The following is a 22,610-nucleotide window of genomic DNA, read 5'->3' on the forward strand; positions in this document are numbered from 1 at the left end:
AGCGTGGTGCCGGTTACTTGTCCAGCACCCAGACCGTCGGCATGCCGGCCCAGAGCTTGTCGGTGCCCTTGAGGCTGGCGCGCGCGGCATACGCGGACGAATACTGGCCCGCGTTGATGTACGGCACCGCCTCGTAGGCGCGGGCCTGGAAGGCGTCGAGCACTTCCTTGCGCTTGGCCGGCACCGTTTCCTTGAGCCAGGCGCTGCGCAGTTCGTCGAGCGGCTTGTCGCAGGGCCAGCCGGGCAGGCTGTTGCCGCAGGCCGCGCTCAGGTAGGCGTTGGTGATCGGTGAGTTGACGTCGAACTCGCCGGCCACGGTGACGTACATGTTCCAGCCGCCGGCCTCCGGTGCGTCGCGCTTGGCGCGGCGTGCGCCGATGGAAGCCCAGTCCATCGTCTGCGCGTCGACGTTCATGCCGATGCTGCGCATGGTTTGCGCGGCCATCAGCGCCTCGGCGTTGAGGTAGGTGACGTCGCTCGGCACCAGGAGCGTGACCTTCTCGCCCTTGTAGCCGGCGTCTGCGAGCATTTTCCTGGCCTTGGCCACGTCGGCCTTGCGGTAGGGCTCGGCGCCCGCGGCAGTCTCGTTGGGGCTGCCGCAGATGAAGAAGGTCTGGCAGTAGCTCATGCGCATGTCGAGCGGATAGCCCATGGCCGCGACGATGCGTTCCTGGCTCACGGCCTGCAGCAGCGCCTGGCGCACCTTCGGGTTGTCGAAGGGCGGCAGCAGGTGGTTCATCACCAGGAAGCCCTGGTAGGTGCCGCCGGAGCCGATCTTCACGCTCGGGTCGGTGCGCAAGGGGGCAATGTAGTCGGGCGGCACCTGCTCCACCAGGTCGACCTCGCCGCGCTTGAGTGCCGCGATGGCGCTGTTGGCATCGGGCAGGTAAAGCCATTCCACGCGGTCGAAGGTGGTCTTCTTGCTGCCGGCCAGGCCGCTCGGCGGTTCGCTGCGCGGCACGTAGTTGGGGTTGCGCACGAACACCGTCTTGTTGCCCGGCACCCACTCGTCGCGCTTGAAGATGAAGGGGCCGGAGCCGATCACCTCGGGCAGCGGCGCGGTCGCGGACATCTTGGCCAGCCGCTCCGGCAGGATCACCGGCGGAAAGCTGGAGGGCTTGGCCAGCCCGTCGAGCACCAGGCCGAAGGGCTCGGTGAGCGTGAGCGTGAAGGTACGGGCATCGACTGCCTTCCACTCGGCGCCACCCGCCACCATGGCGCGGCCGATGCTGTCGCGCGCGGCCCAGCGCTGCAGCGAGGCGATGGCGTCGGCCGAGGTCACGGCGCTGCCGTCGGAAAACTTCAGACCCGGGCGCAGCGTGAAGCTCCACTGCTTGCTGTCCTTGGAGCTCGTGTACTTCTCGACCATCTGCGGCTGCGGCTTGCCGTTCGCGTCCTGCGCGAAAAGCGTGTCGTAGACCATGTAGCCGAAGTTGCGCGAGATGTAGGCCGTGGTAAAGGTCGGGTCGAGGATCTTCAGGTCGGCATGCGCCACCACCTTCAGCGTCTTGGGCGGCGTCTGGGCGAGCGCCGGCAGGCACGCGGCTGAAAGCGCCAGGGTGGCAAGGGCTGCGAGCGTTCGTCGTTTCATCGTCGGTTCTCCGGTAAGGGCTGAAAGAAAATGGGCAAGCCTGGGGGTCATGCGGTGATCGGCCACTTGGGCAGGCGGGCCTTGCGATACGGCAGCGTGGTGAGGTCCAGCGTCACGGCGCCCGGCGCGCCCGCATAGATCACATGCTTTGCGACCTTGGCGTACGACGCATAGAAATGCTGCGACGACTTCACGACGATGATCTTCTTGGCCGCCAGGTCGCAGCCCAGCTGCGTGAACAGGTCGGTGCCCATCGCCTGGTTGCGCAGCGTGATCAGCACGATCTCGATGCCGTCGGCCTCGACCAGCGCGCTGTCGCCCATCAGCGTGGGCGTTCCCGCCAGGCCGGTCATGACCAGGTCGTGCTGCAGCGCCTTCACGGTGCAATCGAGGTCCATCGGGTCGCCCGACAGCGGGCTGATCTTGCCGCCGATGCGCATCGCGAGCTTCGCGCCCACGCCCGCGTCGAAGGCGATGCGCACTGCGATCGGGTCCCACATCGGGCCGATGGCCGCGTTCCGAATGCCGCGCTCGACCATGCGGCGCAGGATGAAGGTCGAATCACTGGCCGCGCCGCCGCCCGGGTTGTCGGCACCGTCGGACAGCACCACGGGGCCGCCGTCGAAGGCCAGCGCCTCGTCGAGCGAGGCGTCGATGCTCGGATAGTGGACCGTGAGCCCGTCGCGCATGGCGATCAGCTCGTCGGCGAGCTGGCGTGCCAGCGCGTCGGCCTTGGCCTGGTCGCCGTCGGCGTAGACCAGCACCTTGGTGCCCATCTCGGACACGTCGCCCCATGAGAAGCCGTGCGTCAACGAGACCGACAGCACGCCGTCCTTGCCCTCGAGCGACTGCATGCGCTCGACGAAGCCGCGCGCCGGCTCGCGCGAGGTGTGGACCGTGACGATCATGTCGCAGTCGACCACCGCGGCCACCGGCCTGACCTTGCCTTCGACGGTGGCGGCGCAGATGTCGACCAGCTCCAGCCCGCGCTCGAGCACGTCGGTGTGCGGGTACTCCTTGAAGGAGATCATCACGTCGGCGTTGGCGACCATCTCGGGCGTGAGGTGGTTGTGCGGATCGAGCTCCGCGCCGATCACCACGCCGGGCCCGACGATCTGCCGCACGCGCGCCAGCAGGTCGCCTTCGCAGTCGTCATAGCCGTCGGCCACCATCGCGCCGTGCAGGCCGAGCAGCACCATGTCGACCGGCAGCACCGCGCGCAGGTCGTTCAGCAGTTCGTCGCGCAGCGTCTCGTAGGCGTGGCGCGTGGTCGTGCCGCTGGGCTGCGCGCCGGCGACCATGCCCTCGAACAGTTGCCATCCCTTGTCGGCGCCGCGCATGCGCGCGGCCCACAGCGGGCCCGAGAACAGCGTCATCGCATCGGGATGCTTGCCGGCGGCGAAGTAGCCGCGGTCCTTGAAGGAGGCGAGGCTGGTCGGCATCGGGCCGAAGGTGTTGGTTTCGGTGGCGAGGGAGGCACTGAAGACACGCATGGGTGGGTTCTCGTTGAGGTAGGAGGGCGGTTGTTCTTGCCCGGCGATCAGGCGGTGGCCGCGCGCAGCCGCTGCGGGCCCAGCATCTCGGCCGTGAGCCCGAAGGCCGCGATGCGCTCGGGCAGCGGCAACCCGCGTGCCAGCGCGGCGCAGGCCTCGCCCATGGCGGCCGAGGTCTGGATGCCGTAGCCGCCTTGCGCCGCAACCCAGAAGAAGCCGGGCGCCCCAGGCTCGAAGCCGCCGACGAGGTCGCCGTCGGCCACGAAGGAACGCAGCCCGGCCCAGGTGCGCGTGGGGCGGCGGATGGCGAGCGTGGTCGCTTCCTCGATGCGGTGCACGGCGATGGCGATGTCGAGCTCCTCGGGCTGCACATCCTGCGGCTCGGTGGGGTCGGCGTTGGCCGGCGAACCGAGCAGCATGCCGGCGTCGGGCTTGATGTACCAGCCTTCGTCGGCGCCGAAGACCATGGGCCAGTGCGCGACGCTCTCGCCCTCGGGCGGCGCGAAGATGAAGGCCGAGCGCCGGCGCGGCTCGATGCCCAGCGGCTGCACGCCCGCCATTCGGGCGATGTCGTCGACCCAGGCGCCGGCCGCGTTGAGCACCACCGGTGCCTCGTACACGGCGCCGCCGGCCTGCACGCGCCAGCGGTCGCCGACGCGTTCGATGGCCGTCACGTCCGCATTGCACACCAGCTTGCCGCCGGCCTGCCGCATGCCGCGCAGGTAGCCCTGGTGGATGGCGTGCACGTCCATGTCGGCCGCATCGGGTTCGTACACCGCGCCCAGCACCTGTTCGGGCCGCAGCGCCGGCACCATCTCGCGCGCCTGTTCGCCGCTCAGCCGCGACGCGCCGATGTTCATGGCGCGCAGCACCTCCCAGTGGGCTTCGAGCTCGGCCATGTGCTCCTTGCCCGCGACCATCATGGCCCCGCGCGGCGTGAGCAGCGGATGCTCCGTGAAGCCCGCGGGCGGGTCTTCGAGGAAGGCGCGGCTGGCCATCGTGAGGGCGCGCACCTGCGGCGTGCCGTAGCTTTCCATGAAGAGGGCGGCGGAGCGGCCGGTGGAGTGGTAGCCGGGCTGCGATTCGCGTTCGAGCAGGATCACGCGGGCGTGGGGCGCGAGCCAGTGGGCCACCGAGGCCCCGGCGATGCCGCCGCCAATCACGAGGTAGTCGGCCACGAAGGGCGCTGGGGTGCTGGTACTCATCGGCGGAAAGTGTAGGTAGAAATTTGCGGATACGCAAATTGATTCACCGCTATCAAGGGAAAACCATGGGCACCGAATCGGTGAAATTTGCGTCAACGCAATTTGCGTATACGCAACTTCCGGGCCCGCGTCACGCGGGTCGGCATGGATGGCGTGACGCCGGGCTGGCAGAATCTCCCTGCATCACAAGAGAAAGCCACGCGTGAATCCACACACAGGGACCAAGCCGGGGACGAAGCCGAAGGAAGAGCCGCCCAAGCTGGACCGCACCACTTTCGGGCATCGACTGCGCACTGCGCGCAAGCGCTTCGGCTGGACGCTGGCGCAACTGGCCGAGCGCTCTGGCGTGTCGATCACCACCATCTCGCGCGCCGAACGCGGCCAGCTCGCGCTGGGCTACGAGAACTTCACCGCGCTGGGCCGTGCGCTCGAGATGGACATGAATGCGATGTTCGCGGGGGCCGGCGTCAAGCCCGCGCAGCTCGAAGGGCCGGTGGTCACGCGCGCGGGCAAGGGCGTGGTGTACCGCGGACTCTCGATCGCCTACGAGTTCCTCGGCACCACGGCGGCCGGAAAGCAGATGAGCCCCGTCGTCGGCACGGTGCATGCACGCCGCATTCACGGCCCCGAGGACTTCGTGCGGCATGCGGGCGAGGAGTTCGCCTATGTGCTGTCGGGCGAGATCGAGGTGCACTTCGAGAACGGCGAGGTGGTGCACCTGGCGCGCGGCGACTCGCTGTACTTCGACAGCCGTCTCGGCCATGCCTACGTGAGCGTGAGCCGCCAGCTCGCGAAGATCGTGGGCATGACCTCGAGCGAGAGCGGCCTGATGCGCTCCGCGCGCGACGGCGACGAGCGCATGGCGCCCATGGTGAAGACTGCGCGCAAGCCTGCCGCAAGGAAAAGCGCCAAGACCGCGAAGGCCGGAAAGAGCGCTTAGCCCGCGCCATCGACGCCGTCGAAGGCTGATGGCGGCGGCAAGTCGCAAGTCGAGTGGAAGACATAGGGCCGTACGCATACGCCAATGTCTGTTCCTCCGTGCAAACGCAACTAGACGTTGAGCGTGCCGTGTCAAAGCGGACCGGCAATTCGAGACACCAACTCATTGTGTCGAGCGAGAGGTAAGAAGATCTTCTTATTTCCCTCGATGTGCGTGTTTATTTGGCAATTGAATGGCGGCTTGCGCGGTGAATTTCTTCGAAAGAAAAAGAGAGATATTGCACGAATTCCACACGAATCTGATGTCGTCGCGTGGACTTGCATTCCTACAATAATCAGTCAAGAAAAACCGTTCCTCTGCCCCGAGAGGCAGCCGACGGATGTGCGCAAGGCATCGGTGGGCGAATAGCTCCCGAGGTGCGCAGCGCCAAGAAAATCACCGGCCTTTCTTGACAGAATTTTTGTCAATCTTGACTCGCTTATACGAAGAAATAATTCGTCCAGGCTGAGCAATTCAGGGTGGTGGTGCTTTCGGATCGACGCGGCGATTTCGCATATCCCGCGTCCTTCGGCGCATCAATAAGAACAATGACTTTTCCTTTCCGCGGGCGTGCGTCGCCCAAAGCGGCTGTTTGCCGCGTTCCGAAACTCTCGGCTTCCATCCTCTCGCCCCTTTTGCTGACGGGCGTTGCCGCCGCGTTCGCGGCTCATGCGCAAGTCGCCTCGACGCCCAGGCCGATCATCGAGGAGCAACGCCAGCTAGAGCGCGAACGCGCGTTGCGCGAGCAGCAGGAACGCACGGTCGACACTCGGCCGAAGCCCGCGGTCATCGATGCGCAAACCTTGGCGGAGGACGAGAGGCCGTGCTTTCGCATCGATCGGCTGGTGCTCTCGGGCGAACTTGCAGACGATTTCCAATGGGCGCTGGATGCCGCAGCGAGATCGGGTGAAACAGCCGACGACTGGCAGGGTCGCTGCCTCGGCACCGCAGGCGTCAACGTCATCCTCGCGCGCGTGCAACAGGCCGTGATCGCCCGAGGCTATGTCACCACACGCGTGCTCGTCGGCCCGCAAGACCTTGCCGCCGGCACATTGGTCCTGACGCTGGTCCCCAGTCGCATTGCAGCGATCCGCTTCAAGGATCGGGAAGAAGGCAAGGACAAGACTTCCACCAGCCTGCGCGGCGCCATTCCGGCGCAAGTGGGCCGTCTCGTCAACCTGCGCGACATCGAACAGGGCCTGGAAAACCTCAAGCGCCTGCCCACCGCTGACGCCGACATCCAGATCGAGGCTTCCACTGCGCCAGGCGCGCGGCCGGGCGACAGCGACCTGGTGGTCGCGTACACGCGCAAACGCCCACTGCGCGCGACCCTGAGCCTGGACGACGGTGGAACGGATGCCACCGGCAAGACACAGGCCGGTGCAACCGTCGCGTGGGATGGCCCGCTTGGGCTGAACGACCTCTTCTATGTCAGCCTGAATCACGATGTCTTCAACCATCAGGGGCAGGGCACGGCCGGACAGACGGTGCACTACTCTGTGCCGTACGGCTACTGGCTGCTGAGCGCGACGGTATCGCAGAACGACTACCACCAGTCCGTGGCCGGCCTGGGCCAGAACTACGTCTACAGCGGCGAGTCGAGCAACGCCGAGGTCAAGCTCGCGAGGCTGATCTACAGGGATGCCTCGCGCAAGACGACGACAGCGCTTCGGGCATGGCGCCGGGCTTCGCACAACTTCGTCGACGACACCGAGATCGACGTCCAGCGGCGCGTCGTGGGTGGCTGGGAGGCCAGCGCGAATCACCGCGAGTTCATCGGCGAAGCGACGCTGGACGGAACCCTGGCGTACCGCCGCGGAACGGGCGCGTTCGGATCGAAGGAAGCGCCCGAAGAAGCTTTCGGCGACGGCACCTCGCGCATGGAACTGTTCACGGCCGAGGCCAGCCTGAACGCGCCTTTCAAGCTCGCGGGCGAGCAGTTCCGCTACAGCGGACTCTGGCGCGCGCAGTGGAACGGAACGCCCCTCACGCCGCAGGACCGCTTCGCCATCGGCGGGCGCTACACGGTACGCGGCTTCGATGGCGAGAACAGCTTGCTGGGCGAGCGCGGCTGGCTCATCCGCAATGACCTTGGCTGGGCACTCGGCCGAAGCGGCGCCGAACTCTATGCCGGCGTGGACTACGGACATGTCGGAGGTCTTTCGGTCGAGTTCCAGGTCGGCAACGAGCTGGCGGGCGCCGTCGTCGGCATTCGCGGCGTCTTCCAGGGCCTGAACTATGACGTCTTCGTCGGCGCGCCCATCAGCAAGCCCGAGGGCTTTCGCACCGCGAAGGTCACTGCCGGCTTCAGCCTGAGCTACAACTTCTGAACCCGAGAACAAGATGAACAAGCTGCGATACAGGGTGATTTTCAGCGCCGCGAGAGGGATGCTGGTGGCGGTTCAAGAGACCGCGCGCAGTGCCGGCAAGGCGGCTGGGACGACGGTCGGGGCGGTCGGTGTCACGGCAGCCGCGCTGCTGGCCCTCACGCCCGCGCATGCCCAGATCGCAGCCGATCCGAACGCTCCGGGCAACCAGCGCCCGACCGTATTGGCCGCGCCCAACGGGGTGCCGGTCGTGAACATCGTCACGCCCTCGGCAGCCGGGGTATCGCGCAACGTGTATCGGCAGTTCGACGTCAACGCCCAAGGCGCGATCCTCAACAACTCCCGCACGGCCGTGCAGTCGCAACTCGGCGGCTACATCGGTGCCAATCCATGGCTGGCGAGCGGCTCCGCGCGCGTCATCCTCAACGAAGTCAACAGTTCGTCGCCGAGCTACTTGCGTGGTTACGTGGAGGTCGCGGGACCGAAGGCCGAGGTGATCATCGCGAACCCTTCGGGCATCCAGGTCCAGGGCGGTGGCTTCATCAACGCGAACCGCGTCACGCTGACGACCGGTGTGCCGCAGCTCAACGTCTACGGCGGCATCGAGAGCTATCGCGTGAGCGGCGGGTCCATCGACGTGAGCGGCAGCGGCCTTGACGCCAGTGGGACCGAATTCGCAGCGTTGTATGCGCGCATGGTCTCGATCAACGCTGGCGTCTGGGGCGGCGGAGAGCTGCGCGTCGTGACGGGCGCGAACCAGGTGAGCGCCGATGGGGCGCCGGGCGTCGCCGCCAACGTCGTGCCGATGGCGGGCAGCGGGCCCACCCCGCCGATCGCTTTCGACTCCGGCGCCTTGGGCGGCATGTACGCGCAAAAGATCTGGATCATGGGGACCGAGGCGGGCGTCGGCGCCCGCAACGCCGGCACCATCCAGACCGGCGCGGGTGACGCCAGGCTGATGGGCCTGGGCGAACTGACCGTGACGGCCTCCGGGCGGATCGAGAACACCGGCACGATCCAGGCTGCGGGCGCTGCGGTCATCACGGCGCCCACTTTCGTGAACAGCGGGACGGTGGTGGCCGCCGGCACGACGAAGATCGCCACGCAAGGCGACCTGGCCAACGCGGGCGGCACCATCGAGGGCCAGCGCATCGAGTTGGCGAGCGTGGCCGGCGATGTGAACAATGCCGGAACGATCCGGCAGACAAGCATGGTCGGGCTCGCGCTCGCAGCACCGACGCTCGTCAATACCAACGGCGGCACCATCGGCTACGAGCCCGTCGCCGATTCTTCTGGCGCGGGCGCGGGAGGCGGCTCCAGCGCGGGTAGTTCCGGCGCGGGGGCCGGCACGGGCGATGCGGGAGCGGGTTCGGGCACGGGGGGTTCCGCAGACCCGGGCGCTGGTGCCGGTGGCACGGCAGTCACGCCAGTGGCGCCGATCGCGCCCGGCCTCATCACCGCGGCCGGCACGATCCGAAACGACGGCGGTCGTGTCTATGCCGGCGGACCGATCGAACTGCAGACGCCCAACGTCTCGAACGCGGGCGGCAAGCTCGAAGTCTCCAGCCTCGCGGTCTCCGGTCCCACCTTCAGCAATGCAGGGGGCACGCTCCACGTCGCGAACGGTTTCAGTGCCAACGTTGCGAGCTTCGAAAACAGCGGCGGCCAGCTGAATGCCGGCAGTCTCGACATCACGACCACGGGCGACCTGCTCAATCAGGACGGAACGCTCGCCAGCAATGGCAACGCCAATCTGCAGGTCGGCGGCATGGTGAAAAACCAGCGCGGCACGATCTCCGCGACCGGCGCGCTCGATGCGCGTGTCGCGGGCGCGATTCAAAACGTCTCGGGCTCGCTGCTTGCCAACCAGGCCGTCTCGATCCAGGGCCGCTCCTTCGACAACACGCTCGGAACCGTGGCCTCCGCAACGGCGGGCACGTCGCTTTCGGTCACGGACGCGCTGACGAACTCGGGCCAGATCAGCGGCGCGACCGACCTGGTCGCACGCGCCGGCTCGCTGTCCAACACCGGCTCGCTGCGCGCGGGCAATGATGCAAGCATCGTTGTGGCGAACACCCTGACCAACGATGGCAGCATCACGGCTGGACGAAACGTCGTCGTCAGTGCCGCCACCCTGCATGGCGGGCGCACCGGTGTCCTCGGCGCGGGCATCCAGGCCGATGGGAGCCCCGGAGCGACCGGCGATCTGAACGTCACGGCGACCGGTGCCCTGGTGGCCCAGGGCTCGAACCTCGCGGCCGGCCAGGCGACGCTCCAGGGCGTGAGCGTCGATCTCTCGGGCAGCCAGACCGGCGCCGCGAACATCGCGATCACCGCCACGCAGGGCGACGTGACGACCAGCGGCGCCACCGTCGCCACGGCCGGTACGCTCGGCATCCGCGCCGACAGCCAAGGCGCACAGACCTTGGTCAACCAGGGCGGAAAGCTCAATGCCGGCCAACTGGACCTGCACGCCTCGAACATCGCCAACACGGGCGGCGGCGAGATCGTCCAGACCGGCACGGGCGCCACCACCATCGCCGTCAGCGGCTCGCTGAGCAACGCCGGCGGGCGTATCGCGAGCAATGGGCAGGACCTGACCCTGAAGGCCACGACCTTGACCAACACCGCTGGCAAGATCGAGCACGCCGGCACGGGAGCCTTGAACATTCAGGCCATCAGCTTGAATGGCGCCAACGGCCAGATCACCAGCAATGGCGCGTTGGTGGCCGCAGTCACCGGCCACTTCAATCAGGACGGTGGCACGACCACCGCCAAGCAGATCACCATCGACGCCGGATCGCTCGGCAACCGGGCCGGAACGATCGTCCAGACCGGGACCGATGCCACGCGCATTGCCGTTGTCGGGGGGCTCGACAACAGCGCTCAAGGCACCATCGCGAGCAACGGCGCCACCGCGATCACGGCCGGCAGCTTGATCAACCAGGCCGGCTCGATCCGCACAGCCGGAACTTCCGATCTGAGCATCCGCACGGGCGGTCTGCTCGACAACAGCGCCCAGGGCGAGATCGGCGCGGGCGGCAATGTCGCACTGGGCGCCGGCAGCTTCGTGAACGACACGGGCCGCGTGACCGCCGTGAGCGACCTCACGGCGACCGTTGTGGGTGCCGCGTCCAATGTGGGCGGCACGCTGGCCGCGAATGGCGACACGTCGATTTCGGCCGCGAGCCTGGACAGCACGCGCGGCACGGTCGCCGCCGTCCAGGGTGATCTGCGCGTCACGACCGCTGGCGCCACGCTCAACAGCGGCGGCACGATGCAGGCAGGTGGCAACGTCGCGCTGGTCAACGGCGGCTTCGAGAACTCGGCGGGCAAGGTCTTCGGCAATGCGCTGTCGATCGACACGCGCGGCCACACGCTCACGAACGCGAAAGGGACGCTGGCCGCCACGACCACGGTGGCCGTGAGCTCGGGTGCGCTCGTCAATGACGCCGGCCTGATCCAGTCGGGCGGCGCCATGACCGTGAGCACGAGCGGCCAGTTCCTGAGCAATACCAACGCCGCTGGCTATGCAGGCGGCCAGGGCGGCATCACCAGCGCCGGCACGCTCGACCTTGCCACCGGCTCGCTAAGCAATGCGGGCGGTTATGTCGGATCGAAAGGCGCGCTGACCGCCAATACGGGGGACTTCTCGAACATTGGCGGCGGTATCGTCTTCAGTCAGTCGAGCGTTGCCGTGGACACCCATGGCGCGACCTACGACAACACCGGCGGCGAGACCCAGGCGGTGGGCGACTTGAGCGTGAACGCCGGCACCGTCCGGAATGCCGGTGGCCTGCTGCGTTCGGGCGCCACGACGACGCTCAACGCGGGCACGATCCTCAACACCGGCACACAGGGCACTGGCCAGGGCATCGAAGGCCGGAACGTTGCGCTCAACGTCGGCAATCTCGACAACACCTCGGGCGCTGTCCGGTCCGATGTCCAAACGACCATCACGAGCGGCGGCAGCGTCAATAACACGAACGGCTTGATATCCGCTGGCGATACGCTGCGCATCGTCGATCCGAACGCCGCCAATCCGACCGCCAAGACCCTCGGCATCGTGAACACCGGTGGTGTCCTCACAGCGAACAAGACCCTCCAGCTCGACGCCGCCACTTTCAGCGCCGACGGCACCGTCATCTCGGGCAAGGACCTCAGCATCGCGCTCACGCAGGACATCGTGAACAACGGAGAGGTCAGCGCCAATGGCGACCTCACGTACAAGACGACGGGCAACTTGACGAACAACGGCAAGCTGCTCGCGGGAGGCACCCTGACCGCTGGCGGCAACGTGGTGGAGAACACCGTCAACGCCGAGATGAGTGGCGCCGACACGATCATCCAGGCCGGGACGCTCAACAACCGGGGCCTGATCGACAGCCACGGCCAGACGCGAATCGACGCAGGAACCGTCAACAACATCGGAACCGGCCGCATCTATGGCGATGCCGTCGCCATCGGCGCGGGCACGCTGAACAACGTCGCCGAGACCGTCGGGGGCGCGACCTCCGCCGCCACCATCGCGGCGCGCTCCACGCTGGACATTGGCTCCAGCACCATCAACAACCTCGACGGCGCGCTGATCTTCAGCGCCGGCGACATGTTCATCGGCGGCGCGCTCGATGCCAACGGCTACGCCACGGGCAAGGGCAGCGTGCTCAACAACCTGAGCGCTTCCATCGAGTCCCTGAGCGACATGTCGATCGCCATGGCCAACGTCAACAACCTCGACACCCACTTGCAAGTGGTGCAGGAAACCAGGTCGGAGGACAAGACCCACCTGACCACCCTCGATGGCAAGAGCTGGAGCAAGGCCGACACGCGGGGCGACCCCTTCACGGGCCAGGTGTGGCACCGCAATGCCGACGGCTCCGAGACGCTGGTCGGCATCGGCTACCTCGACTGGCAGATCACCGAGACCACGACCCGCGACGTCGCCACCAACGTTGCAGCCGCGCGGCTGGTGGCCGGCGGCAACATGGACATCGACGGGCATCTGCTGAACCGGGACAGCAAGGTCACCGCCGGTGGTTCGCTCACTGCCACCAGCGTGGACAACAGGGCGACTCAGGGCCAGTCCTCCACCAGCTACAGCGGCATGGCCACGGGCTACGACGGCGCTGGCGTCGCCTTTTACCCGATGACGCCCTATTCGGACCCGCCGAAGACCATCGACATCGGCAGCTTCGAGTACACACCGAACACCCATGCCACGGCTGGCTACAACCCCGGTTCGGCGAGCGGGGTCAACGGACCGGGCGGCTCCGCGAGTCAGGCCGGCGGCGTTTCGGGCGGCGGCGGCCCGGGCGCAGTGATCGAGGTGGCTTCGGCCGTGAAGGGCTCGGCATCGGCAGGCGGAAGCGGCGCGGGAACGGCGGACGCGGCCGATGCCCATGGCACAGCGGGCAGCACACGCGACACCCCCATGGTCGTGCGGACCCGCACGCCGGATACCCGCGTGCCGAGCGCCAGCCTGTTCCAGACGAAGCCCGGCGCCGGCAACTACCTCGTCGAAACCGATCCGCGTTTCGCGAACTACCGCAACTGGCTTGGCAGCGACTATCTTCTCAACGCGATGGGCTTCGACGCCAACAGCGTGCAGAAGCGCCTGGGCGATGGCTTCTACGAGCAGAAACTGATCCGCGAGCAGGTGGCCCAGCTCACCGGCTACCGCTATCTGGATGGCTACTCCAGCGACGAGGAACAGTACACGGCGCTCATGAACGCGGGCGTGACCTTCGCGCAGAAGTACCACCTGACGCCGGGCATTGCGCTCACGGCCGAGCAGATGGCGCAACTCACGAGCGACATCGTGTGGCTGGTCGAGCAGACGGTGACGTTGCCGGATGGCAGCACGCAGAAGGTGCTGGCGCCGCAAGTCTATGTGCGCGTCCAGCCCGGGGACATCGATGGCCACGGAGCGCTGATGTCGGCTGAGCGCACGACCATCAAGAACAAGCCCGGCGAAGGAGACTTCACCAACAGCGGCACCGTCGCGGGTCGTCAGCTGGTGTCCATCACCGCCGACAACGTCAACAACCTGGGCGGGCGGATCTCGGGCGGCAACGTGGCGCTGGACGCCCGGGCCGACATCAATGTCATCGGCGGCACGGTCGACGCACGCGACTCGCTGGCCCTGGTCGCCGGCAATGACATCAACGTCCGCACCACGACCAGCAGCACCCAGGGCGCCCTGTCGAGCGCCACGAGCATCGACCGCATCGCGGGCTTGTACGTCTCCAATCCGAACGGCGTGCTGGTCGCAAGCGCGGGCAACGATGTCAACGTGGTCGGTGGCATCCTTGCCAACACCGGCGAAGGCAGCCGGACCCTCGTCAACGCAGGGCGCGACATCAACCTGGGTACGGTGACCGAATCCAGCGCGCGCACCTCGATCACCGACAGCCGCAACTTCTACGCCGAATCCAAGACCCAGGAGATCGGCAGCCAGATCGTGGGTGGTGGCAACGTCACCCTCAGCGCGACGAACGACATCAACGCCCGCGCCGCCGGCGTGGCCGCGAAGGGCACGCTGGCCGTGATCGCGGGCAACGATGTGAACATCAGCGAGGGCCGCGCCACCAACTCCACAGGCTTCGCATCGCACCAGGAGAAGAAGTCCACCTTCTCGAAGAGCACATCGACCCAGGTCAGCGCCGAATCGACGAACACCTCGGTCGGCAGCAGCTTCAGCGGCGCCAATGTGGTCGTCTCGGCCGGCAACGACATCGCGATCCGCGGCAGCAACGTCACGGCGCAGGACCAACTCTCCCTGAGCGCCGGACGCGATGTCCGCATCGAGAGCGCCCAGGACCAGGCCAGCGGCAGCTATTACTCGGCGGCCAGCAAGAAGGGTTTCTCGGCCAGCTTCGAGAGCGGCATCGGCTACAGCAGCGGGTCGGGCAACCACATGCAGGCCGGCAGCAGCACCACCCAGGTGGGCAGCACCGTCAGCGGCGGCAACGTCAGCATCGATGCCGGACGCGACGTCCAGGTGATCGCCAGCAACGTGCTGGCCGACAAGAGCATTGCGCTGTCGGCCGGACGCAACATCGACATCCTCGCGGCCCAGGACACCCAAAGCTCCAGCAGCGCGGGTAGCAGCCAGAACAAGGGCGTGGGCATCGTGCCCGGCCTCGCACCGCGACAGACCGCCTATTCGAACGTGCGCGGCTCGGAGAACGGCACCGGCGAATCCAGTACGGCCGTCACCAGCCTGCTGAGCGCCAATGGCGGCAACCTGACCATGGTCGCCGGCCTGGACTCGAAGTACGCCGGAACGGGCCAGGGCAACATCACCACCGAAGGCGCGGACCTGCTCGCCAAGAACAAGGTCACGCTGTCGGGCAACGCGGTCAACCTCAACGCCGCGACCTCCACGGGCCAGAGCACGCACAGCGCCGAGTCGAAGAGTCACACCATCGGCGCGGCGCTGAGCGGCACCGTGGGCAGCGTCATCACGCGCGCCTACGACATGGCGAAGGAAGCCGAGCACACCGAGGACAGTCGCCTGAAGGGCGCACTGGAGCTGAAGGCCGGTTACGACGCCTACAAGCTCGCGACCGATGGCGCACTGCAAAACGGCATCCAGGGACTGGGCGCAGCCGGCACGAACGGCGACCCCGCCGGATCGGCCTTCGGCGTGAGCATCAGCGAACAGCGCAGCAAGCAACGCTCGATGAGCGCCGAGGCCTTCACCCAGCAGCGGGGCACCAACATCCAGGCCGGCAGCATCGACATCACCGCGCGCGAGACCGACATCAACATGCAGGGCGCCAAGCTCCAGGCGCAGGACATCAGCCTGGATGCGAAGCGCGACATCAACCTGCTTGCGGCCCAGAACACCGCGGCGACTGCGAGCAACAGCTCCGGTCGCTCGATGGGCGGCGGCGTCACCTTCGGCTTCGGCTCGCAGAACGGCATCAGCTTCCAGGGCAACATCGGCAGCAACCAGGGCAAGGCCAACGGCAGCGAAGTTCGCTATGACAACACGCTGGTCACCGCCACCGGCAGCCTGAAGCTCAAGAGCGGCAACGACACGAACCTGAAAGGCGCGCAACTGGCGGGCGAGAGCGTCAAGCTGGACGTCGGCGGCAACCTCAACATCGAGAGCCTGCAGGACCAGACGAACTACGCGAGCAAGCAGACCAGCAGCGGCCTGGACGTGAGCATCTGCGTGCCGCCGATCTGCTTCGGGGAGTTCGTCACCGCGACGGCCAACTATTCGAAGCAGAAGGTCGATCACAACTACCAGAGCGCGACCGGACAGAGCGGCATCGCGGCGGGCGACGGTGGCTTCGATGTGACCGTCAAGGGCAACACCGACCTCAAGGGCGGTGCGATCACGAGCACGGCCACGGAGGACAAGAACAGCTTCACCACCGGCAGCCTGACCACCAGTGATCTGGAAAACCGGCAGAACACGAACTCCAGCAGCCAGTCGCTGAGTTTGAGCTACAGCTCGGGTGGCAATGCTTACACGCAAGGCACGAGCCTTGGAGCCAACGCGGCCCGGAGCGCGAGCAACACGGCGTTGTCGAACCTCAACGGCGGCAAGGGCCTGCCGGGGAACAACAGCCAGTCGAGCCAGACGCAGAGCGTGATCAGCCCGGGCAACATCAAGATCACGGGCACGGGCAACAAGGAGATCGACGACAAGAGCAATGCCAATGTGGCGACGCTGACGTCCAGGGACGCGGAGACGGCCAATGGGGCGCTGGTCAACACGCTGACCTTGCAGCAAGCCAAGGAGATCCCGAGGTTGCAGCAGGAGGCGCAGGACCGGCAGCGGGCCGCACAACTGGTGGGCAGCGTCGTGGACAACGTGATCGGGGATGTCTCGGCCAAGGCGGGCTGGCCCGATGGCAGCCCGGAGAAGATCGCGCTGCATGGCCTCGCGGGCATCGTGCAGGCCAAGATCGGCGACGGCAGCGCGCTCGCGGGCGCGGCGGCCGGTATGTTGAACGAGGCGCTGCTGCCCGTGATGGCGGACTACCTGGAGAGTCAGGGCATCCCGCGTGGCAGCGCGGAGTTCGCCTCGCTGTTGACGGCGGGCTCGACGCTGGTTGGGGCTGCCGTGGGTGCAGCGTCAGGCGATGCGGGGATGGGAGCGACGGTGGCGACCAACGCCACGGTCAACAACTACCTCAAGCATGACGAGATCGAAAAGAAGCTCGTTGCAGAGCAGCAATGCTCGGCTGGAAACGCGGAGGCCTGCGGGACCGTGCGGGAACTGGATGCGCTGAGCGCGCAGCGTGACCGCGATCTGGCCAGTGCTTGCGCCAGCCCATCGAGCGATGCTTGTCGATCGCAGCAGGCGGAAGTTCGCTCCGCTCAAGCGGAGATCATTCGACTCGGGCTTAGTGAAGCCAGCATGACGGCTCAGTTGGAGCGCTTGCACACCCAGGCGCAAGCGGATGGGACGCTGTCCACGGGCAGCAAACTCGCCGGGCTGGCGGCGGGCTTCGCGCAGTCGACCGTGGAAGGACTGTCTGCCATTGCTGACGGGATCGCCACGCTGGTGCTCGCGGGTCAAGGTGATGCGGCATCGGGAGAGCGTCTGTCGCAGTTCGCCGGGAACGCCATGAAGTTGGCCGATCCGACGTTGTTGGCACAGGTGCTCGACGCGGCCAACAATGCGCAGCGTGAGCAGCTTGCCTCTGCCTATGAGCGGGGGGATGCCTATGCCATCGGCAAGATTGGTGGTGAGGTGTTGGCCAGCCTGCCTGTTGGTGTCGGATCGATTAAGGGCATTGGGTCGACAGTCAAGGCCGCTGAAAAAGCTGTAGCCATGGGGGCTGCAGACGCAGCAAAATTTGGAGACCTGCTAGTTGATCAGACGCATCTAGCCGAGCTTGCTGGCAAAGGTGTGAAGTTCTCACCCCAAAATGTCATCGCAACGGGAACGACATCTGGCGGAAAAATCGTCTTTCTTGAAACCGGAAATTCGCGTGCCGGCTTGCAACATATCGTCGAGGGGCATGCAAGCGATTTTCTTAACATAGGAGTTTCAGAGGCGCAAATACCGAGCGTTGTGATGCAAGCAGTTAAAGAAGGAAATATTGTTGGCTATCAAGGCGTGGGAAATGGTCGACCAATTTACCAGACTACTGTGAATGGGCAACCCCAAAAAATTGCAGTGACGATTAGTGATAATGGGTTTATTGTCGGCGCTAATCCGGCGGGAAAATTGTGATGAGAAAAATTAAGCTGATGGCAGATTACCAGTGTCACCCTCTTTGGGAGGCATCTGTTGGTGTTGTTGGGAATATCGATCCGGCTGAGCTACCGATTTCGTTGGAGCTTAGAGATCAACTGGTTGCATGGGCTGCTGTGTTTGATGAAACGCTTGATATGGATGATCCATTGAGTTCTGGATTTGCAAATGATGAGGCGGCTGAGAAATTTAAAGAGGAAGGCAAAATTTTGGCTGGCCGATTGCAGTCGGAGCTTGGGGCTTCGTATGTTGTAGTTCAATAGTGTGGCTCGCGTCGCTGTGACCAAACAACGCCATCGATGGCGTATCGGATTGATTTCGGAATGCAATTGAAATGCCTGTCCAATTCCAGAATTAAACGCGCTATGCACTTTTGTGTTTCACCCAAATGCCGAGAGTTATTGGTGGGCCCGCCAATTCTGGCGATATTCATCATCGCAGGCTGCGCCTACGATGGCGCCGGCTACCCCAAGCCCCAATACAACCACGTCGCGCAACCCGGCGACCCCGAGTTCTTCCTCGAATCCCAGTTCGGCACGAGCACGCAGTTCAAGGCCAAGATCAACGCTGCCGCCGATGACGACTGCCTTGGCGCGGAGCGCGTCGCGTACCTCCAGGCGATGGATTCCCATCTGCGCCGCGCCGACGCCCCCGGTCCATGGAAGATCACGGCACCAGCCGGCAAGCCCATCCTGATCGCGGGCCAGTGGGTGCGCTATTCCACGACCGGCTTCGACTACCTGAGCAAGACAAACCTCGTCTTCCCGGGTGGCAGTTGCCCGTGGGCTGCGAAGACGATGACGCCTGTCGCTGGTGCGAAGTACGTTGTCCGGCTCTCTGGCGTCGGCCCTGCCTGCGAGCTTTCGATCACTTCGATCGATGGCCCGCTGGTTGAGATTCGCGATGCGCCCAACTGCGCGCGTCCGACGCGCTGAAGCGCCTGCCGTGCCCGCCTCGCGCCCAATTCCTTAGCCCAGCTCACCGGCTACCGCTATCTGGACGGCTACGCGAGCGACGAGGAACAGTACACCGCATTGATGAACACAGGCGTGACCTTCGCGCAGAAGTTCCATCTCACGCCGGTTGCCGAGACAAGAATCTCTCACTGGACGAAGCGCAGGCCCCTCACGCAAGCGGCGTGGCGCCGGTCCACAAGCCCAAGTACGCCACCGCCTTCTCCTTCTCGATCGCCGCGCCGCTTCGCTCGATCGACGCCGGCGATTTCTTCGCAAAGTCCGCGATCGACTGAGACAGGTTCCAGACCTCCGTGCGGTCGATCAACAGCAGGCGGTCGTGCAGGGACCTGTCGCGTGCGAGGCGGACTTCCAGGGGGCGAGATGCCTTGTACTGCGCCTGCCAGCGACTGGCCGCCGGCGCAAGGCTGGCCTTGGTCCCCGCGCGGTCGCCCAGGATGAGGATGTGCACGCCTTCCTGTGCGGCGATGGCGATGTCCGTCAGCGCGGTGGCGTTCACGTAGGGATCGACGATCAGGACCTCGCGCCGGGCCGCACGCACCACCTTGGCCAGTTCGGCGAACACGTCGAAGGGCGAGCGCGCGGCGATGAATGCGCCACGTGGCGCTTCGCCCGCAGAGGCGGCAGCGGGCGGCAAGCCGCGATCGAGCACGGCGGCGAGGCGCCGCCCTGGCGCGACACGGAAGAGGTCGCGTCGAGGGGCCAGCGGCCGGTGGCCGTTCGAGCCGGCCGCGTCGTGCGCGGCACGATGCGCCGGCGCATTGTCGACGTTCACGATGAGCTGCACCGGTCCGCCGCGGATGGAAATGGCGATGCCGGGGAGGTCACTATCATTCGAGGTAGCCATGATGTGCGTTTCTTTCTAAGGGTTGCACGTTGTGGTTAGAGCCTCGTTGGTGTTGCTGCACCTTCGGGGCTCGCCTTTTTGCTCAGATCAAAGCGCTGAGCGGTCTTGCGCGTGGCCGAACACAGGAAGCGGTCGACGCATGCAGCAACCTGCCATTTCACCGCGGTGCGGCGCTTGCGCGAACCCCGGCGGTTCGGAAACTGGCGGGGGAAATGTCTGGGGTTGAGGATCGCGCACCGACAACGCGGCCGCCAGCACCATCACCAGCAGCCAGGGCGGGATCTACCTCGGAGGCGGCAACAGCGTGTACCTGCAGGGCGCACAGGTCGAGGCCGCCAAGAACCTGACGATCAAGGGCGGCGAGGTGACCGTCGCCGGCGCCGTCACGATCGCGGGCACCACCATCGACACGCCTGGCGAGCTCAAGCTCGAAGGCGACAGCGTCAACCTCGCGCTGCAATCGGCTCACACCACGCCGCGCTCAACGCTTGTGAACCAATCGGAAGTATCGCCAGACTCCCCAGACGACGGCGACGGCGATGCCGATTCCCACGCTCCAGACCGCCGACAACTGCAGCCCGAGGGCCAGAAGCAGCATCAGTCCGAAGCAGACCAGGGCAATGAGGAACACCGTGACGAAATCGAAACGCGCGACCTCCAGCGCGTCCTCGGCAACGTGACGGTTGCGACGACCGTGCTTGCGGCGCAAGCCCCTGAACAACATGACATCGATAACGAACTCGAAGAAGCCGATGAACAGATCGGCCAAGATGCTCCACATTGGGTCGCTCCAGATGGGGGTGCACCCCGCGTTGTCGCTGTTTTCATGATGATCCGACCAGGCTGGATCGGCGGATCACAGGAATGTGACCGTGCTTGCCTCACGGGTCACCCCGGTCGATCTGTCATCCGATCCTCGAAGATTCGATCAGGCGATCGAGCTTTGTCGCGTCGGCCGCGAACGCGCGTATGCCTTCTGCAAGCTTCTGTGTGGCCATTGCATCTTCATTCAGCGTCCATCTGAACTGCTTCTCGTCGAGGTGCTGCCGGGTCGAGGCCGGCAAATGAGCGGATCGGGCCGGCAGTGCACGAGCGAGTCGAACCTTGGTGCGCTGAAGTTCGGCCAGAAGCGACGGACTGATCGTCAGCAGGTCGCAGCCAGCCAACGCAACGATCTGGCCGATGTTCCTGAAGCTTGCGCCCATCACCTCGGTGCAGATTCCATTGCTCTTGTAATAGCTGTAGATCGTCGCCACCGATCTCACACCAGGATCGTTGCTGCCGCCATTGGCAGACTCGTCCCAAGCCGCGCCGGCCTCCTTCCTGGTCCAGTCGTAGATGCGCCCAACAAATGGCGAGATGAGTCGCACGCCGGCATTGCCGCAAACCACCGCCTGACAGAAGGAGAACACCAGCGTCAGGTTGCAGTGGATGCCTTCCTTCTCCAGAATCTCGGCCGCTCGGATGCCTTCCCAGGTACTGGCAATCTTGATCAGCATGCGATCACGGGAAACGCCCGCGGCCTCATACAGGCGCACAATGCGCCGCGCTCTCTCGAGCGTGCCGGCAATGTCGAACGACAGCCGGGCATCCACCTCGGTGCTGACGCGCCCCGGCACCGCCGCCAGTATCTCCAGGCCGAACCGAACCAACAAGTGGTCGACGACCAGGTCCACCGGCTCACCCAGGTGCGCGCTGGAAGTTTCCGTTACCAGAGACGCGTACTCCGGCCGCTGAGCGGCCTGAAGGATGAGCGAAGGATTGGTCGTCGCGTCGCGGGGAGCAAATTGGGCGATCTCATGAAAATTGCCGGTGTCGGCAACGACGGTCGTGTATTGCCTGAGTTGGTCAAGCAAGCTTGAAGAGTGCATGAATTTGTATCGAGATTCTGGCCGGTGCGGAGCATTCCTTCAGCACTGCAATGAGCCCTGCTGCAAAGGCAATGCGCCGCACCTGAAAGGATGCGCTGCTCAGTACGGAGACTCCGGGAAGTAGTACTTCTCGGCGTTGTCCTTGGTGACCAGCACCGAAGGAATGATCGTGGTCGCAGCCACCGCCTTGCCATTGACGCGTGCCTCGGCCGTGCGCTTCATGGCATCGGCGATCATGCTCGGCGAATAGGTCACGTCGGCACGCACGATCGGGTCGCCGTCCATCACTTTCTTGATGTAGTCCTTGGAGCCTGCGCCGCCCACGACGAGCTTCACGTCGTCGCGCTTGGCCTGGGCGATGGCGCGCTGCACGCCCACAGCCATGTCGTCATCCGAGGCCCAGACCGCGTCGATCTGCCGAAAGCGCGTCAGGTAGTCCTGCATGACCTTGAACGCATCGTCGCGGTTCCAGTTGCCGTGCTTGGCATCCAGAATCTTGATCTCCGGGTGCGCCTTCATCACCTCGTTGAAGGCATCGACGCGCTGGTTGTCGATCACTGTCGGAATGCCGCGCAGGACGACGATGTTGCCCTTCCCGCCCATCGCGGATGCCATGTACTCGGCAGCCACCTTGCCGAAGCCGGGGTTGTCGCCGGCGAAGTACGCGTCCTGTGCGTTCGTATCGGTCAGGCCGCGATCCACCACCGACACGAACACGCCTTTGGCCTTGACCTGGGCCACGGGTCGCGTGAGCGGCGCGGATTCGAAGGGCAGGATCACCAGCGTGTCGATCTTGTTGACTGTCTGCAGATCCTGCACCTGGTTCGCCTGCTCGGTGGGCGATCCGGCGGTCTTCACGATCACGCGGGAGCCAGGATATTGCTTCTCGATCTCGCTCTTCGTACGGTTGGCCCAGTACATGACGCCGCCGGTCCATCCATGCGTGGCCGCCGGCACCGACACGCCCATGACCATCTTGGATTGGGCCATTGCCGGTGCCGCGCCGGCCGCGCATGCGGCCAGCACGAGGGTTGAGAAAATGCGTCGATTCATGGATGTCTCCTTGCTCTCAGGGTGGATAGCGCTAGGCTGAATGACTCG

General features: G+C 65.6%; 12 protein-coding genes. 5 read left to right on the forward strand and 7 right to left on the reverse strand.

The window, feature by feature from the left end; translation table 11 throughout:
• Window positions 1-13 precede the first annotated feature (13 nt).
• From AC1DYK_RS15985 to AC1DYK_RS15995, 3 genes are read right to left on the reverse strand one after another with little or no spacing between them, the layout of a single operon-like run.
• Window positions 14-1,591 (reverse strand): ABC transporter substrate-binding protein, encoded by a 1,578-nt coding sequence (locus AC1DYK_RS15985; RefSeq protein WP_478167210.1) that lies wholly within the window; start codon window positions 1,589-1,591, stop codon window positions 14-16.
• 47 nt (window positions 1,592-1,638) lie between these two features.
• Window positions 1,639-3,084 carry a M81 family metallopeptidase gene (locus AC1DYK_RS15990; protein WP_478167211.1) on the reverse strand — a complete coding sequence of 482 codons (1,446 nt, stop codon included), beginning with the start codon at window positions 3,082-3,084 and terminating at the stop codon, window positions 1,639-1,641.
• 47 nt (window positions 3,085-3,131) lie between these two features.
• Entirely contained in the window at window positions 3,132-4,289 is a 1,158-nt protein-coding gene (locus tag AC1DYK_RS15995) for an NAD(P)/FAD-dependent oxidoreductase (RefSeq protein ID WP_478167212.1), read from the reverse strand.
• Between the two features lie 202 nt (window positions 4,290-4,491).
• On the opposite strand from AC1DYK_RS15995, the gene AC1DYK_RS16000 reads away from it, so the two are divergent.
• The 5 genes from AC1DYK_RS16000 (at window position 4,492) to AC1DYK_RS16020 (ending at window position 18,752) form a co-directional block, all read left to right on the forward strand.
• Window positions 4,492-5,229 (forward strand): helix-turn-helix domain-containing protein, encoded by a 738-nt coding sequence (locus tag AC1DYK_RS16000; RefSeq protein ID WP_478167213.1) that lies wholly within the window; start codon window positions 4,492-4,494, stop codon window positions 5,227-5,229.
• A 587-nt stretch (window positions 5,230-5,816) separates the two neighbouring features.
• Window positions 5,817-7,598, forward strand: coding sequence for a ShlB/FhaC/HecB family hemolysin secretion/activation protein (locus tag AC1DYK_RS16005; RefSeq protein WP_478167255.1), 1,782 nt, complete (start codon window positions 5,817-5,819; stop codon window positions 7,596-7,598).
• Window positions 7,599-7,611: 13 nt separating this feature from the next.
• Window positions 7,612-17,796, forward strand: coding sequence for a hemagglutinin repeat-containing protein (locus AC1DYK_RS16010; protein WP_478167214.1), 10,185 nt, complete (start codon window positions 7,612-7,614; stop codon window positions 17,794-17,796).
• The gene (locus AC1DYK_RS16015) at window positions 17,796-18,080 is read left to right on the forward strand and encodes a hypothetical protein (protein ID WP_478167215.1); all 285 of its coding nucleotides are present in this window, start codon (window positions 17,796-17,798) and stop codon (window positions 18,078-18,080) included. The genes AC1DYK_RS16010 and AC1DYK_RS16015 overlap by 1 nt, the downstream gene beginning before the upstream one ends.
• 60 nt (window positions 18,081-18,140) lie before the next feature.
• Entirely contained in the window at window positions 18,141-18,752 is a 612-nt protein-coding gene (locus AC1DYK_RS16020) for a hypothetical protein (protein WP_478167216.1), read from the forward strand.
• 190 nt (window positions 18,753-18,942) lie between these two features.
• Here AC1DYK_RS16020 and AC1DYK_RS16025 read toward each other — a convergent pair whose 3' ends face one another.
• From AC1DYK_RS16025 to AC1DYK_RS16040, 4 genes are all read right to left on the reverse strand, one after another.
• Window positions 18,943-19,638, reverse strand: coding sequence for a hypothetical protein (locus tag AC1DYK_RS16025; protein ID WP_478167217.1), 696 nt, complete (start codon window positions 19,636-19,638; stop codon window positions 18,943-18,945).
• 481 nt (window positions 19,639-20,119) lie between these two features.
• Entirely contained in the window at window positions 20,120-20,419 is a 300-nt protein-coding gene (locus tag AC1DYK_RS16030) for a hypothetical protein (RefSeq protein ID WP_478167218.1), read from the reverse strand.
• A 124-nt stretch (window positions 20,420-20,543) separates the two neighbouring features.
• Entirely contained in the window at window positions 20,544-21,509 is a 966-nt protein-coding gene (gene tal / locus AC1DYK_RS16035) for a transaldolase (protein ID WP_478167219.1), read from the reverse strand.
• A gap of 99 nt (window positions 21,510-21,608) precedes the next feature.
• Entirely contained in the window at window positions 21,609-22,562 is a 954-nt protein-coding gene (locus AC1DYK_RS16040; RefSeq protein ID WP_478167220.1) for a substrate-binding domain-containing protein, read from the reverse strand.
• Window positions 22,563-22,610: the final 48 nt, after the last annotated feature.

Source organism: Variovorax sp. P2_H12 (genome assembly GCF_056403395.1).

What these genes read in the sequence shown, in the direction of transcription:
- AC1DYK_RS16005 (WP_478167255.1), top strand. Translation starts at nt 5,817, where the DNA reads ATGACTTTTCCTTTCCGCGGGCGTGCGTCGCCCAAAGCGGCTGTTTGC.
- AC1DYK_RS16030 (WP_478167218.1), bottom strand. Translation starts at nt 20,419, where the DNA reads ATGTGGAGCATCTTGGCCGATCTGTTCATCGGCTTCTTCGAGTTCGTT.
- tal (WP_478167219.1), bottom strand. Translation starts at nt 21,509, where the DNA reads ATGCACTCTTCAAGCTTGCTTGACCAACTCAGGCAATACACGACCGTC.
- AC1DYK_RS16010 (WP_478167214.1), top strand. Translation starts at nt 7,612, where the DNA reads ATGAACAAGCTGCGATACAGGGTGATTTTCAGCGCCGCGAGAGGGATG.
- AC1DYK_RS16020 (WP_478167216.1), top strand. Translation starts at nt 18,141, where the DNA reads ATGCAATTGAAATGCCTGTCCAATTCCAGAATTAAACGCGCTATGCAC.
- AC1DYK_RS15995 (WP_478167212.1), bottom strand. Translation starts at nt 4,289, where the DNA reads ATGAGTACCAGCACCCCAGCGCCCTTCGTGGCCGACTACCTCGTGATT.
- AC1DYK_RS15990 (WP_478167211.1), bottom strand. Translation starts at nt 3,084, where the DNA reads ATGCGTGTCTTCAGTGCCTCCCTCGCCACCGAAACCAACACCTTCGGC.
- AC1DYK_RS16025 (WP_478167217.1), bottom strand. Translation starts at nt 19,638, where the DNA reads ATGGCTACCTCGAATGATAGTGACCTCCCCGGCATCGCCATTTCCATC.
- AC1DYK_RS16015 (WP_478167215.1), top strand. Translation starts at nt 17,796, where the DNA reads ATGAGAAAAATTAAGCTGATGGCAGATTACCAGTGTCACCCTCTTTGG.
- AC1DYK_RS15985 (WP_478167210.1), bottom strand. Translation starts at nt 1,591, where the DNA reads ATGAAACGACGAACGCTCGCAGCCCTTGCCACCCTGGCGCTTTCAGCC.
- AC1DYK_RS16040 (WP_478167220.1), bottom strand. Translation starts at nt 22,562, where the DNA reads ATGAATCGACGCATTTTCTCAACCCTCGTGCTGGCCGCATGCGCGGCC.